Genomic DNA, 15,763 nt, shown 5'->3' on the forward strand with positions numbered 1-15,763 from the left:
TTATTCCTCCATGCGCCCTTTTACTTTTTCTTCACGGCGTTTCATTTTGCTGTACTCTTCGTTGACTACATAATGGTCGATATTTTTCTGATAGAGAAACATCTCCACTTCCAGCGGAGTAGGCTCTTCATTCCATTTTTTTTTGAACAGATGGTTGAAAAAAATCACCATACCAAACCCGATGCCCAGGGAATAGGCGATCTGGAACATATAAGGATGCTCATCCCGGCGTCCGGTCAGCATTTCAACAATCCGGATTTGCACCTCCTGCATGCTGACATCGGCATGAAAATTCATAATCGTCAGCGCCGAGCCGAAGAACAGCAGCAGCCATACCAGCACAAATAGCGCTATAGAAGGCTTGCGGGCTTCGACCGGGCCTTCAATCTGCACGATAGTACGCCCCTCGCCAATCGGCTGAATATCCGCTCCGGGCAAAAGCTCATGAATCCGGGGAATGACCGTCAGCAGGTCTATCAGAATCAGATTGCCGTCGCTATGTCTCGGCTCCTGCAGCACAATTGAATACAGCGGCTCCTTCCACTCCGGCTCTGTTATTAAAAAGGCCACGTCACGCAGCAGCACACCTTTGCCTTTTGGCACAGTCACCCGGTTTTTGAGCTGTATGTAGATCGTTGGCGCCGTACGGGCATTCATCCGCGGATACCTCCTGACGGTTGTAATGTGAAGCAGCTTGAGTGCAAGAATAACGGTAGTATGGGAGAAAAGGCTTATTTTTACTCTTAGGCTGCTCAAATCGAATGTCTATACCATTTCCGTAGGACAAAACCTGTTGAACCGCTAGCCTTGTTAAGCTCGACTGGTCCACGAAGAATACGCAAACTCTGGCCAACATGAACGACTTGGTCTCGCGCTACGGCAAAAAGGTGCTGATTACCGAAGCCGGCATGGACGTTAGTGCTCTGTCAGCGGCGGCAAAGGACTCTGCGTGCAACGGCTGCGCTTAACGCATTTCTGAACTAAGGGGCATTTCAGCGCAACACGAAAAGACAGAACCGGATCACCCCGGTTCTGCCTTCTTTATTACGTCCGCTTAAGTTCGTACCGCGTCTATGCAGCATTTTGACTCAGCTGCCGCCTGCCGTCACCTTGTCATACCATTCGTTCACTTCACGGGTAATCCGCTCGCCTCCGCCCGACTTCCAATCAGCCACGAAGGAATCGAAATATTCCAGCGGCTGCTCGCCGTATATGATGGCACTGAGCGCTTCGCTCTCCAGATTGTTCAAGTAATCCAGCTTCGCTTTCATCGTTTCTGTAGCAGGTCCTGTGAACATGTTCTTGAAGGATTTCTCCTTCTGCTTCAGCAGCACTGTGGCCGCCGCAGGAGTAGCCTTGCCGTAGTTAACCGCCACATCCTTCTCCAGCCTGGAGGCCGGCTCCATACCGTCCGCCAGATGCAGCATCGCCTTCATTTGGGCATCGGGGATACGCGCTCCGTCACGCACCAGCAGGTAGCGGATACTGTTGACATAACCGCCGGAAATTTTATCGCTGGACAGCATCTTGCCGCTGGCGCTCAGCTCATAATCATACCCGGCAAAAAGACCGTTATCCAGCCCGCTGCCCGGCTGCGGGTCCGCAAAGTTATCGAACAGGTAGTTCTCATAGGTGAAGAACGCTTCCGGGTGCTTCATCTTCTTGCTGATCAGCGTAACACCATTCGCATACTGCGTGCCGTGGCGCATGACGATTCCATCCGGTCCAGCCGGGATTACTCCGGGTGCCCACACGGCATCCGGCACATTCTGCAGCGTATCCTTCAGCGGCCAGCCGCTCATCCAGTAGGGACCCGGAATAATTCCCGCTGTTCCTGCAACGGCTGGCTCTGCCGTTTTGTTCTCATCCCATAGGCCCGCTTCCTGCGGGATGTAGCCTTTGCCGAGCCATTCCTTCAGCTTCGCAAGGCCTTTCTTCATCCTTGCATCCACGGAGCCGTACTCCAGCCTGCCGTCCGCGCCTACGTTCCACTGCTGCGGAAGTGCGCCATAGGCGCCGAAAATCCAGGAAGGATCGCCCATCCAGGTGTTCATCGTAGTCTTGAAGCCGATGCTCAGCGGAGTAACCTGCTCAGGTGTCAATCCGTCAGGGTTGTGGTACTTGAAGGCTTCCATAACCTTTTCAAGTTCCGCAATTGTAACAGGAACCTGTAAATGCAGCTTATCCAGCCAGTCCTGGCGGAACCACAAAATATAGTCATGATTGTACGCATAGTCGAGGACAGGAAGGCCCATTTTTTTGCCGTCACGGATGTATGGGTTCCACACACTTGGGTCCTGAGCCATCGCAGCTTTCCAGGTGCTGGAGGCGTATTTATCGAATAGGCTTCCGACCTCCGCATACATGCCGGAATCGATCAAGTCCTGTGCAACCGCAGCGTCAGCCGTACCGATGGTCACGATATCAGGCAGCTCCTGGCCGGAGGACATCGACAAGCGAAGCTTCGTGCCGAACGCTCCGCCTGTATCCGTGATAGACCAGAGTGATTTGACGTTGATGCCGAACTTCTCCTTGGCCCACCGGGTAGCCACATTATCCTCGATGGATTCACCGTTCTTGAACTTAAGCTCCGGATCGACGCCCCACACGGTAGTAACCGTTACTTCAGGATCGTATTTATCCTTATAGCCATTGCCGGCAGTTACTGCGGGCTGGGCATTGACGCCGGAAGCTTCACCGTTAGAGTTAGAGGGTTCCCGCTTATCGTTGCCCTCGCAGCCTGCAAGACTGACGGCCAGCACGACGCTTAAGCCCAGGAGCCGCAGCCACATTTTTCTTGCCCTACCCATTGTCTTCCCCCTTGGATTCGCTCATAATCCGGCCTCTAGCCATCCCGAAATTCATTCGGCGTCATGCCATAGTGCTTTTTGAACATTTTGCTGAAGTATTGCGGATTCTGATAACCCAGCTCTGTGGTGATTTCATAGACCTTTTTGTTCGTATTCTTCAGCAGATAGAGCGCGCGTTCCATCCGCATGCGGATGATATAATCCCCCAGTCCTTCTCCCGTCTCGGCTTTGTAAATCTTGGACAAATACACCGGATGCAGATATACCTGCTCGGCAATCGTCTTCACCGACAGGTCATGACCGGAATCGCTCCCCACCAGCACATGCACCTGCTTGACAATGTAACTCTTCGTATTCTGGTCGCTCTCCGACAGCTCTGTCTTCAGCCGCTCCAGCAGCTCGAACGCCCACACCCGCAGCTTGTCGAACGAAGAGATGATATTCTGGGCAATCAGCGGATCAAACAAGTGCTGGTCAATCTGCAGAATGAATTGTCCGCTCTTATGAGCAATATACATGATGGCATTGGTGATGGACAGAAACACCTCATACAGATGCTCTCTGGAAAAGCGCACGCCCTCCATATCCCGGAACACGTCTTCAAGCTTCTGGCGGGCGGCCTCCCACTGCTTGGACTCCAGCAGGTGAATCAGCGTCGGCGGGCGATACAGACTGTCCAGCGGCCTTATGGCCTGCTGCTCCTGCAAATGGCTGTCCTTCAGGAACAATACATAGTCGGATTCATTATTCGCCGCCAAATAAATGGTACTGAGCACACTGCGGTATGCAGCGGTCATTTCATCGGGAAAAGCAAACCACTCCGAGACGACGAGCGAGATCTCGCCTTTCAGATAATCGCTGACATTCTCGCGGAAGCTGGCGATATTCGCCTTCAGCAGCTCATGCCGGATCTCTTCGTAGTTGTCCAGCAGCCCGATCTCGTTCAGCGTCTCTCTGCTCAGCTCCGCGAGCAGAATCAGGCAGTCATGCGGTGCTTTGCTGAACCAGACACGGAACCGGTTCTCGAACAGCTCTTCCGCAATATTGCAAATGGCATATTCCATCAGTGAGATGGAGCCCGGGTCCATTGCTGTGTAATGCTTGCCAAGCTGAATGAGCAGCATCACCGCTTCTGCTCCGGTATCGAACGGAATCTCGTATTCCTTAAGCTTCGAGGCAAGCGCCCGCTCAGTCATTCGCTTCCCAAGCAGCAAATCATGCATCAGTTTGCCGCGCAGCACGCTATAGTCGGCTTTGCGGTTATACAGCAGCAGATGGTAGCGATCATGCGCCTCCCACTCATCCTTAAGCGACTCAATTGCGCCGGAGACACTCCGTATGAACTCCTCGTCATTAACCGGCTTCAGAATATAATCGAACGCCTGAAGCTGAATCGCCTTCTTGGCATAATCAAAATCGGAGTATCCTGTAAGCAGAATGCAGCGGAGATCCGGCCAGCGTTCACTTGCTGTCTCAATCAGCTGAAGTCCGGTCATGCCGGGCATGGAGATGTCTGTAACGATAATGTCGATGTCATGCTGCTCCAGAATTTGCAGTGCCTCGGGGCCGGAAGCCGCCTGATACACCTGCTCCACTCCCAGTTCCCCCCAGGGAATTGTACGGGCCAGACTCTCCGTCACATAAGCTTCATCATCAACCAATAATAGCTCGATCATTGTTTTCCCTCCCGGGTGCTCTTTTCAGAATGGACGATGGGCAGCAGCCAATGAATGGTGGCCTGCAAGCCGCCGAGCTGCGAAGGAGCAAAGGTGATGCCGGATTCTTCGCCGTAACGAAGCCGCAGCCGCTGATGGACATTCCATAGTCCGCAGCCCATTTCTTCATCCATCGGCTGGTTCAGCATTTGCTCCAGCTTGGCAATGCTCTCCGGCTGCATCCCTATTCCATCATCCTCCACCGTGAGCGTCATCCTTCTGCCGCTGCAGGTGCCCGTTATCATCAGCCGTCCGGCATCCGCCGCCGGTTCTATACCGTGAAGCACCGCATTCTCCACCAAGGGCTGCAGCACAAGCGGAGGAATCTCGAGCCTGCGCATTTGCGGCGGAATACTCACGGAATACTGCAGGCGGGCCATTCTCATTTTTTGAATCTCCAGATAATGGGTCACGAATTCCACTTCTTCGGGCAACGGCACCAAATCGCGCTCCTGACGGGTGGTGTACCTGTAATACCTGGACAGGTTATGCGACATGCCAATCACTGCTTTGGTATTGTCCAGCTTCGCCATGCTCGTAATAAAGGAGAAGCAATTATAGAAGAAATGCGGGTTGATCTGCGACTGCAATTGCTTCAGCTTCGCTTCGCGCACATGAATTTTCTCCATCAGCACATTTTCAATCAGCTCCTGCATCTGCTCAACCATACTGTTGAAGCGGACGGAAAGGAAGCTGAACTCATTTCTGCCCTTAATGCCGACACGGACGGAATAATCACCCTGCTTGAGCTTCTGGAACCCGCCCACCAGTTGTCTGACAGGCACCTGCACCTGCACGTACAGCAAGTAAGCCACTAGACTGCTCATGAGCAGCAGAGCCCCGACTGAGACATAAAATAACCGGTTGGAGGTATGTATCGGCTGCAGGATCTCCGAGAGCGGCATGTAATCGATCAGATACCAGCCCATTTTGGCGGAGTATACGATGTTGACACTGTAGGATTGCTGGCCGATGTCCAGCGTCCGGTTTCCGCTGCCGGTAAGCGCCCCCTGCTCCAGCCGCTTCACCAGCTGCTCCGCCAGCACCCGGTCGCTGCTCCGGTTGAAGATCAGTCCCGTTCCCGGCTTATAGTAGAAAGGATCTCTTCTGCCGTCGCTCTTGAATTTATCAAGCATATCCTCAATGTTGCGGCTGTCGAACTCTACCTTCATAATCGTGGCTGCCTGCTGCGGAGAGAACTCGGACATATACGGTGTAAAAGAATACCAGGAGAACAGGAACCGCTCCTCTCCCTGATCCTTGATTTTCTCCACATGCCAGCCCGGTTTCACCTTGCGCTTCAAATCATCGTCACTATACAGCGTGGCATCGTTCTCCGTTACCATCCGTTGAATAGAGGGAGAGTACAGAAACAGCTTGCTGTTCCAGTTGGAGGAGCTTTCCTGGATGCTGATTTTGGTTTGTATCCGCTTTACCATTTGGATAGCGTCAAGATTCATTTTCCCTTGCGCAAGAGAAATGTCCTTCAGTCTAAGAATATCGGGATCATGAATCAGCAGAATCGGCCAGGAGGACAGCAGCTCCATATTGGTCTCCACCTGGCTCTGAAAAAAGCTGAGCTGGTTATTATTCGAAGTGTTCAGCTCGCTCCGCAGCACATCGGTAGTCGTCTTATTGGAGTAGAAATAGAGAATGGTAATCGGGATGAGCATAATGACCATGATACCTACGATTTTGCTGAACAAATTAGTTCTGTACATACTGCTTCACACCCCGCACTAGACATCCATGCCGCTCTTTATCGGCACTTCAGACGATGAAAATTCATAGAAGGCCCTCAATTTGGCTTCGCCAAATTCGAGGCTTCCATAACAATGTCCTCTGTTTAGACATCGTTATTTCAGGATAGAGTCACAGCTTTTATTGTACAAAGTTTCTTCCGGGACGCAAAGGTAATAGCTGGAATACTCCAAGCGGCAGCATCAGACAAAAAAGATGCCTCCTTAGCCGCAAATGGCTGCCGGAGACATCTTCTTCTTACTGGCAGCACCCTGGGGTCAGTCCCCTCAGGCGCTGATTTTATTCGTTTTGGACAGATCAAGGGCGGCTGGCTCGGCCTGCCGGCTCTGCTGGTTCGAGATGAAGAAGAGCGCAGTCCAGATCAGCGCAAAGCCGATAATCTGCGGCAAGGTTACAAGCTGGTTATATACAATCCAGTTGATCAGAATACCGGTCATCGGAAAGCTGAGCTCGGCCAGTGTTGCATATGAGGCCTTGGTGGTGTTAAGCCCTTTGTAATACAGCAGCATGCTGAGCAGTCCCGGCAGAAGAGCCTGAAGCAGCAGGTTGAGGCCAATCAATGCTGATGTGCCTAACCCCCCGTTGATTTGCCAAGGCGCCCCCTCCATGCTTGTAATGACGAACAGCAAAGGCAAAGCAAGAATGAAGCGCAGCGAAGTCACCGTCTCGTATTTCATCGAACCCAGCAAATAACGGCCCATCACCGTAGAAGCGCCCCATAATGCAGCAGCCCCCAGCGCGAGCAGACTGCTGACGCCGATAAAGCTGTTCACATGACCGAAAGGAATCGTCCAGCCGAAGGTTAACAGATAGGTTCCGGCAAGAGCGACAACGATCAATATTCCGAAATTTTTAGGCAAACGCTCTTTAAGAATTACAGCGGCAAGACCGATGGCGAACAGCGGCTGCAGCTTTTGCAGCAGAAGCACGGCATTCAGGTCACCGCTGGACAAGGCTTTGGTGAAGAGGATCGTCGCCACGGCAGAGCCGCCCCACGATACGATCAATAGTGCTGCGGCCTGACGCAAGCGGACAGCCTTCAGCTCGGCGCGGTGGCGCCACAGCACCGGTGCAGCAGCCAGAAATAGCACGACATGCTCCAGCAGCACAATCTGGGAAGAGGTCAGTGATTTGAGCAAAATGATGCGGAACAACGGATCGACGCCCCATAGCGCCGCTCCCAGCACAACCAGCCAGAATCCGCTGCGCAGCGGTGCTGTGCGTGCTCCTGAAGATGAAGCAGTAACTTGACTCATAACTCATTTCTCCTTGTCGATACAAACCCTCGATAAGAGACCAAAACCCCCGAATCACCTGAAACAAACAGGCATCATTCGGGGGTTATTCAGAGCAAAGACAGCAGAAATAACCCTGTCGCCTATGCCTTATGATCCTCTCCCATCCGGACTTTACCGTCGGCTCTGGAATGTCACCAGATCAGTTCCTTCCCCTGCGGACAGGGAAAAGAAGTCGCGGGCTTAGTTCGCTTGAACATCACCGCCGGTCAGGAATTTCACCTTACCCCGAGAATCTTGTATTCCGTTATTATTTTCACAACCTCAGAATACCTCTGTTCCTGCTTTTCGTCCAGTATTTTATGAAAATCTTCACATTTCTTTCATCATGCACAGCATTTTTGGTACAGGTCCATCTCATTATCTGGAAGATATTCTGGTAGAGTTCAGATATAATAGAAATGTGTTTTTTATCCATATTTTAGTTACAGGAAAGAGAGGCCGCTGTGAAAAGATCCTTTGGAACGAATCTGCTCTATTCGATTCTGGCGCTGATCGCCCTTGTTTTTTCGGGATTTATCGCGTATATTATCGTCTCATTAGCCGGTGGACTTGTCTTTTACGCGCCGCTTGTTGTGGTTATTGCCGCTGGGCTGGCCGTTTATGCCGTAATCGCGATTTTTCAGCTGCTCTCCCGGCGTGTCCGGCATATCGCCCTCGCAGTCTTCGCCGGTCTTTGCTTGCTGGCTACCGCCGGACATGAGCTGAATAAGCTGTACATCAACAGCCTGACTGTAGTGAATGACCGGGAAGTAGATCTGAACCAGTATACGCCGTTCGCTCCAGGCTCCAAAGCTGCTGTTCTGGATCATACGGCCTCGTACCACATTAAGGACAATCTCCCCCGGCTAGACGGGGCTACTGCGCTCTATCCGCTGTATGCTGCTTATGTGCAGGCCGTATACCCCGAAGGCAGTTATAATTTGAATGGAATGGATGAGGGAACGGTGCTCTGCACCACAACCCCCGAAGCCTACAAGCGGCTGATCGCCGGAGAGAGCGACATTATTTTTGCCGCCGCCCCCTCCCTTGCCCAGCAGAAACAGGCTAAGCGGGTCGGAAAGAAGCTTAAGCTTACTCCAATCGGGCGAGAGGCCTTTGTCTTTTTTGTTAACAAGCGTAACAAGGTTTCCGGGCTGACCACAGATCAGATCAAGGATATCTATGCCGGAAAGCTGACGAATTGGAAGGAGGTCGGCGGCAAACGTGAGAAGATTCGGGCTTTTCAGCGGGATGAAGGCAGCGGAAGCCAGACCATGCTGGAGAAAATCATGGAAGGCCGCACGCTTATGACACCGCCGCAGGATGACGTTATGGACGTTATGAGCGGAATCATCTCCCGGACAGCTGACTACCGCAATTTCAAGAACGCGCTGGGCTTCAGCTTTTTGTTCTATGCCTCCGAGATGAATGGCAATGCTGACATCAAGCTGCTGGAGATCAACGGAGTCAAGCCTGACAAAGAGGGTATCCGCAGCGGTAAATACCCTTTTGCCGCCGAGTTTTACGCAGTTACCGCAGGAAGCGTCAACCCTAACGTCCAGCCGTTCCTGGACTGGATGCAGTCGGCTGAGGGGCAGGAGCTGGTGGAGAAGACAGGCTATACGTCGTTGAAATGATCTTTTGGTGCAACCGGGGCAGCCCTATGACCGGCAGGCTGGGGAGTGCGGCGGTGACGGAATCCCCCCTGCTCAGCAGCCATAAGTGGAAAAAAGCAAACTAATTCTTTGATTTCTGCAGAATTTCAGTCTTTAGGTGGAAAAAGTAAAACTAATTCTTCGAGTTACTCCCAATTCCGCTTAATTCCTCTGATTTAAGTTTCCTTTTTCCACTTAACAACCTCTTGGGTGTGCATGCAGAGAAATGAAGTGGAGAAATTCCAACTAGCATGTTCGGCAAATTACGATAACGGGATAAGCAACGACTCCAGCAAGAGCTTCCTCTGCTTGGATCAGGAGTTCAGCGGAGTGTGAATCTACCAGAAAAGCCTCCCTGTTCGAGCATGAAAAAAAACCGCAGCGCTGCCAGTTTGTCCGGCAGCGCTGCGGTTTAGTATATTAGTTAGCTTCAGTTGCGCCTGCGGCTGGCGCAGGCCAGTTCGAAGCGGAAGAGAACAAGCGTGTGCGCTTCTCCTGATCAGGGTCCTGCACCACTCTTACTTCCTGGTCAAAAATCAGCGTGGCACGGTCTGCCAGCGTATACTGCGCCCAAGCCAGGCCGGCTGAAGACGGATCGCCCCGGTGGGCAAACGCCGTCCAAGTCATCTGCATCGCTTCCGACAGACGCTCCATCTCTGGAGTAACTGTAAGGCCGTAATGCTTCAACTGATGCAGGTTGCCGAACACGTACAGGATCTCCGCACCGTGAACGGCCTTTTCCAGCAGCGGATGACCGGGAACGGTCCAGTCGAACCGGTACATCCAGACCGGAGCTAACCCTAGCTGGCTCTCCGCCAATGCAATCGAGCTGCCCCAGAAAAAAAGGTCCGTCAGAAACTCGGCCTGGCCCTCCCATGACTTCGGATAACCCTTGGCAAGCTCAGCCAGATCATCTATACCCATCAGCAGCTCCAGCGATTTCAGCGATTGCTCGAAGCTCTCGCCTGGCCGCTCTTCCCGGAAGAACAGATTTCCTTCATGAAGATTGGTCCCGATCAGCAGTGGAATCCCGCTTGCCGCGCCACTGGCTATAGCCTCAGCGGGTTCCACCGGCAAGGTGAAAGGCTCCACTACAGGCTGGAAAAACATACTGAGCGCTTCACCGGACAGCTTGTACGTCATACGAGCGCCCGCTTCCAGAATCCGTTCTGCCGGAAGAGTGTCCAGCAGCGTGAGGTCGCCGCCGGGGGTAAGCCCCAGCTCAGCAAGAAGCGCTGCGGCAATCTCTTCCCCCTGCTGCGGCTGCAGACTCTGCGCCGCGCCGCTCTCCATGATCGCTGCCGCGAACAGCCCTTTCGCGGCAGGCATTGCCAGTAGTGCTGCGATGCTCATGCTGCCCGCCGACTCGCCGAAGACTGTAACGCGCTGCGGATCGCCGCCGAAGGCGGCAATGTTCCCCTGCACCCATTCCAGCGCGGCAATCTGGTCCAGGAGGCCGGCGTTAGAGGCAAGGCCTCCGCCGAGCTGGGACAGGTGCAGGAAGCCGAACGGTCCCAGCCGGTAATTTACTGTAACCAGGACCACCTTGCCGTTACGGGCTATATTGGCACCGTCGAACATCGGCTGACTGCCCGCACCGGTGACAAAGGTTCCGCCATGAATCCAGACCATCACGGGCAGCGATTCACCCTCTGCGGCAGGAGACCAGACGTTCAGATAGAGACAGTCTTCCGAATACACCGGAGACGTGCCGCCAAACCGGGTGCTGCTGGTACTCACTGGCTGGTGGCTGACCGGCCCGAACTCCAGCGCAGCTCTAACGGAGCTCCAAGGCTGCGGCGGCTGCGGCGCACGAAAGCGCAGCTTGCCGACAGGCGGCGCTGCAAAAGGAATCCCGCGCCACACCTTTACGCCATCCTCTTCGGCGCCCTGCAGCTTCCCATATAATGTGGTTACCAGTGGTGCTGTCATGTCAATCATCCTCTTCCTGTTATTCCTTGTTCTCTACAGTTTGCTGATATAATCCGGAGCGGAGGCGGAACCACTGGAACACATGGGTAACAACCACTTTAAGCACGGCGTAACCCGGTACTGCCAGAATGATGCCGAGCACCCCGAACATTTTACCTGCAAAAATAATGACAAAAATGATCGTAATCGGATGAACCTTCAGCGACTTGCCCATGATCTGCGGAGAGATGAACTTCCCTTCAATAAGCTGGACGGCAGTCCATACAAACACCATCTTCAGCAGCATGAACGGAGAGGTCACCACTGCAACGATCAACGCTGGAGTGATGGCAATCGCCGGACCCAAATAAGGAACAACAGCCGTACAAGCCGCGACAATTGCCAGCACCAGTGAATACTCCAGCCCGATAATCAGATAGCCGATATAGAGCAGAACGCCGATGCAGCAGCTAACAATAATTTGCCCGCGGATATAGGAGGCCACCTGGCTGTTCATTTCCGACATCACTTCCCGGGTCTGCGGCCGCAGAGCGGTAGGAATGAACTTCAACAAATAATCAGGCAGCTTTCTTCCGTCCCGCAATAGATAGAACAATATAAACGGCGTGGTAGCCACAGCCAAAATAATCTCCGTCAGCGCGCCAACGAAGTTGCCTACACCGCTAACGGCATTGTTCAGAAAAGTGGTCCCCCATGTGGTCACTTTACTGGTGATATCCTTGAAATCCGTGCCGACATTTTCCTGAATCTGCCCAAACAGCTCACTGCCGGTCAGTTTGACGAATTGATCTTGAATCTCAGAGCTGTATTTGGGGAAATTGTCAATTAGGCCAACCAACTGAGAACGGATGATCGGGATCACCGTAAGCAGAATCAGCGTGACAATCCCGGCAATCAGCAGATATAAAATGACAATGCCATATGCCCGTCTGATCTTGAATCTCCGCTCCAGCCGGTCAACCAGCGGATTCAGCAGATAGTAGGAGATCCCTGACAGCAGCAGCGGTGCAGCCACCGTATTCAGAAGCACCGATATCGGCTTAAAGACGAACGGAACCTTCGAGAATACCAGCACATTTACCCCGATCAGCAGCACAATAAGCAGAGATACCACAAATCTGTTATTCAGAATAAATTTCTTGAACTTCTCAGGCCATACCTGCAGCCTATCCATCGTTCCCCCACCCCTTACCACATTTGCCTCATTCATATGTAAGATTATTTGTACTATGTAATAGCATAGTCAACGCCGGGGCCGCAAGTCAAATTTGGCGGGTGATGGAGCTGATGAATTTTTGGATGTTGTGGCGGCTGTCGAGGATAATCACCTGCTTCTCCTCCCGGCACGCTTCAAGCTTCGCAACTACCTTGCTTCTGCTGCGCTTACGGTAATTCCAGATCCAAACGATAAACGGCCAATCCAGCCGCTCCGGGCACCCCTCATTCAAATCCGGCCGGGTCCGTCCATGATACTGAATCCGCCGTTTAATAACACGGTAAAGGCACAGCAGCCTGGGCATATCCAGAAAAATCACCGTATCCGCCCGCTCCAGCCGTATATCCAGGGTTGCTGAATAATTCCCGTCAAGTACCCAGGTGTCTTTTTCCACATGGGCCTTGACGACCTGCTCCCAATCCTCGCGTTCCGTGGCTACCCAGCCAGGTTGCCAATAAAAGGCGTCCAGATGGATTACGGGAAGATCCAGTGCTTCGCCAATCCTTCGGCTCAAGGTCGATTTGCCCGCACCTGCTGAACCGATTATTAATATTCTTTGCATACAACCTCCTATGTGGCGCACTCAGTCAAATTTGATGTCGGCAATTTGTCCGGCGTGCCGAAAGCCAATCGACTGATAGACCTTATTCGAATCGGGGTTTTTGCCATCCGCATAGAGCACTGGGGTCAGACCTTCGGCAAGAAGCAACGCACTCAGCTCCGCAACCAGCCTACTAGCGTATCCGTGCTTGCGGTGGTTACGCGGTGTAAATACATCATTAATGCGTCCATGCCGGGCTGAGCGGTTAGTGATTTTGGCCATCGAAACAGGCGTGCCCTCCACGGTCCATAGATAGAGATTCCCGGAGCGGACATCCTCTTCAGCCATCTTCAAAAAATGCTCCGCCTGCCCCTTCTCGCCAAAGGCGTCCTCCATGAAACGGAGCATGAACTCCGCAATCACCGGAATCAATTCCGCCTTCGCCTGTATCCGCTCTCCCTTGACCTGCGCAGGCCGCCGCACCTCAGGGCATTGATAGGCCTCCAGTATCATATTGGTATGATAGAGTTTACCTTTGGCTCCGCAAAAAACCTCCGCAAACGTCTTCGCCGTCTCCTGCTGTGCAGAGATCCCGGGGAAATCATAATCGCTTACCCACTCTGCCAGCTCCTGCACCAGCCTGGTCTGCTGCTGAGCTTCAAGCTCATCCGACACCCACAGCCACGGATTATGCCCCCCGGCTTGAGCGAGAATCAAATTGCGCTCCGCTGTAGTAAGAAGGACCGCATCGGGATATTCGATAATCCGGCGGATGATATTATACCGAACCTCCTCCCGGACGAACTGCCCACTCTCCAGCACCCGATCATCCGCTTCAAATCTCTCAAACATTACCTCTCCCCCTTAATCTCCCTTTCTTTCAATCATAATCCTCCCTCCTGCAAAAATAAATGCCCCGCTGCCAACAATTTCCGGCAACAGAGCATCTACACGACATAATATTCGCTTGAATCAATCCAGCGGAAGAATTACGCTTCGGCCATTGCGGGCCGTAATGCTGATCTTCTGTTCACTAATCCGGACGCCCAGAAGCTGCAGCGGATCGCCTGCTTGTTGAGTATGTCGTGCAGCAATCTCCGCGCTCATTGTGCTCATGTCAACCGGCTCTCCATAGATCGCCGAGACGAGCCAGTGTGTTCCGGGAGTTAGACTGGCGAGCAGTGTCGGAATAACGGTCCGGGGCATCAGCACGTTAGTGTTGGTATTCGGACGGATCATCACAGCTTCTCTGTGGCCGGCAAAACTAAGGACTCCGCTGACGCCGTGGCTGCTGATTGCCGTGATTCCTTTGCGGTCAGCAGAGACGATTTCCTGGTGCGCAGGCTCTAGGCTGGCAGCAAAACCGCCTTCAGCGGCATCCAGCGCTCTTTCGGTCTGCAGGCGGTGGATACGGATATGCCAGGGAAGACCAGCCACAACCCAGGTTTGAACCTCAACGTCCGGCCACGGCTTCCAGCGGGAGTACAGGATATTGTCTTCGATCCGCGACTCCTCGTTCTGTCTTCTTACGCGGTACAGATTGTCGCCAGCCTCGCTGAGGGCCAGCATGGAATCGAACGCACCCTGGCCAATTCCCCATTCCGAGCGGGGCACACTGAAGCCAAAAGCCGTGGAATAAGCGAACTTCTCATATTTGGCCGAAGTGTGCGTATGATCATTGGTCGAGAGATGCCCGCTGTTGAAGGCGACGACATGGCCGGTTTCCGGCTGGCGGCAAATGGCCAAATGCGCAGGCTGCTGCACAGCCAGCGTCTCAAGCTCAGGAAGCGGCAGCTCTTCGGCAATCCAGAAGGGATGCTCGTCCGGCAGCGCCAGCGGCATGAAGTATTTCAGGGACCAATAAGGCGAGCCCGGAGAATTGTAATTCTCCGCCATCACCAGATTCGGGTAAGCATAACCAATGGTCAACACGCCTGCTTCATTGAGAATATCCTGCTTGAACCACCACCGCAGATTGCGCAGGATTAATCCCTTGATTACACCATAAGGCAGCGCCTCGACTTCGGCATAGGCCAGCGCCCCCCAGAATGCAGACTGCGCGAAGCGGTATGCAAGGCTTCTTCCATACGGAAGGGCCGAACCATCCTCGGCAAACCAATGGATAAATTCACCTGCGAACTTCGCGGCGCGCTCCTTGAATACACGTGAACGCTCAGGGTCCTCGTCATTCATCAGCTTGGCATACAGCAGACCATAGAAATGCAGTGCAAACGGAACATAATAATCGCTGTGCCCGCCGATTCCGTCGCTGTACCACCCGTCCGATAAGTAGAAATCATCTATGCGCCGCAGGTTGGCTTCCATCTGCTGCGCGTCATAAGGAAGTCCCGCCTTGCGGAAGCCCAGATTGACCAGCACATTGAAGAAAAGCCAGTTGCAATCATAGCAGGGATGCGAATTCATCTGATTCAGCCAGGCATACAGATTCGAGCGCTCCCGCTCGTTCAGCGGCCCCCAGATCCGCTCTGGAATCAGTGACAGTGCGTAGCCGAATGCCGCCATCTCTACAAGCCGCTGATCATAATCGCCGACCAGACCCCAATATTCCTGATGCCCGGGATCTGTACCGTTCCTGATGCCGTCCAGAAGGTTGTCCCACAGCGCATCTTCTCCGCCTCCGGCAAGAAAAGGCACGAACCCCCACAGCACCCTCGAGAAGCCTTCCATCTCCGCAATATCCGGGCCATAATGGACTCCGGTTACTCCCAGCTTCAGGCGGGCATGCCCCTCGCTGTAATGCGGCTTCAGCGGATAGACCAGCTGCCGGAAGGCTTCCTTCATATCTTCTTTGGTAACCAGCGGATTCGCTTTTATCTGCTCCAAATGCTTACTCAT

11 protein-coding genes and 1 riboswitch are annotated in these 15,763 nt (G+C 53.2%); of the genes, 1 reads left to right on the forward strand and 10 read right to left on the reverse strand.

The window, feature by feature from the left end; all coding sequences use genetic code 11:
* The 5 genes from AC0LWN_RS19930 to AC0LWN_RS19950 form a co-directional block, all read right to left on the reverse strand.
* The gene (locus tag AC0LWN_RS19930) at window positions 1-657 is read right to left on the reverse strand and encodes a stage V sporulation protein AA (RefSeq protein ID WP_474668348.1); all 657 of its coding nucleotides are present in this window, start codon (window positions 655-657) and stop codon (window positions 1-3) included.
* 431 nt (window positions 658-1,088) lie between these two features.
* Window positions 1,089-2,810, reverse strand: coding sequence for a type 2 periplasmic-binding domain-containing protein (locus tag AC0LWN_RS19935; protein WP_474668350.1), 1,722 nt, complete (start codon window positions 2,808-2,810; stop codon window positions 1,089-1,091).
* Window positions 2,811-2,845: 35 nt separating this feature from the next.
* Complete coding sequence (locus AC0LWN_RS19940) at window positions 2,846-4,486, reverse strand: response regulator (protein ID WP_474668352.1); 1,641 nt, start codon at window positions 4,484-4,486, stop codon at window positions 2,846-2,848.
* Window positions 4,483-6,246 (reverse strand): sensor histidine kinase, encoded by a 1,764-nt coding sequence (locus AC0LWN_RS19945; protein WP_474668354.1) that lies wholly within the window; start codon window positions 6,244-6,246, stop codon window positions 4,483-4,485. Before AC0LWN_RS19945 ends, AC0LWN_RS19940 begins: the two co-directional genes overlap by 4 nt.
* Window positions 6,247-6,552: 306 nt before the next feature.
* A complete protein-coding gene (locus tag AC0LWN_RS19950) occupies window positions 6,553-7,542 on the reverse strand; it encodes a DMT family transporter (protein WP_474668356.1) in 990 nt (329 codons plus the stop codon).
* Window positions 7,543-7,672: 130 nt separating this feature from the next.
* A riboswitch (FMN riboswitch) is annotated at window positions 7,673-7,821 on the reverse strand.
* 206 nt (window positions 7,822-8,027) lie between these two features.
* Here AC0LWN_RS19950 and AC0LWN_RS19955 point away from each other — a divergent pair.
* Complete coding sequence (locus tag AC0LWN_RS19955) at window positions 8,028-9,200, forward strand: PstS family phosphate ABC transporter substrate-binding protein (RefSeq protein ID WP_474668358.1); 1,173 nt, start codon at window positions 8,028-8,030, stop codon at window positions 9,198-9,200.
* A gap of 438 nt (window positions 9,201-9,638) precedes the next feature.
* Here the strand turns inward: AC0LWN_RS19955 and AC0LWN_RS19960 are convergent, their stop codons facing one another.
* The 5 genes from AC0LWN_RS19960 to AC0LWN_RS19980 all read right to left on the reverse strand — a co-directional run bounded on the left by AC0LWN_RS19960 (window position 9,639) and on the right by AC0LWN_RS19980 (window position 15,763).
* Window positions 9,639-11,150: a carboxylesterase/lipase family protein gene (locus tag AC0LWN_RS19960; protein ID WP_474668360.1), complete on the reverse strand. Its 1,512-nt coding sequence runs from the start codon at window positions 11,148-11,150 to the stop codon at window positions 9,639-9,641.
* A 19-nt stretch (window positions 11,151-11,169) separates the two neighbouring features.
* The gene (locus tag AC0LWN_RS19965; protein ID WP_474668362.1) at window positions 11,170-12,324 is read right to left on the reverse strand and encodes an AI-2E family transporter; all 1,155 of its coding nucleotides are present in this window, start codon (window positions 12,322-12,324) and stop codon (window positions 11,170-11,172) included.
* A gap of 88 nt (window positions 12,325-12,412) precedes the next feature.
* Complete coding sequence (locus AC0LWN_RS19970) at window positions 12,413-12,928, reverse strand: DNA topology modulation protein (RefSeq protein WP_474668363.1); 516 nt, start codon at window positions 12,926-12,928, stop codon at window positions 12,413-12,415.
* A gap of 21 nt (window positions 12,929-12,949) precedes the next feature.
* A complete protein-coding gene (locus AC0LWN_RS19975; RefSeq protein ID WP_474668364.1) occupies window positions 12,950-13,759 on the reverse strand; it encodes a GNAT family N-acetyltransferase in 810 nt (269 codons plus the stop codon).
* A 120-nt stretch (window positions 13,760-13,879) separates the two neighbouring features.
* Window positions 13,880-15,763 (reverse strand): DUF2264 domain-containing protein, encoded by a 1,884-nt coding sequence (locus AC0LWN_RS19980; RefSeq protein WP_474668366.1) that lies wholly within the window; start codon window positions 15,761-15,763, stop codon window positions 13,880-13,882.

Source organism: Paenibacillus sp. sgz302115 (genome assembly GCF_056120445.1).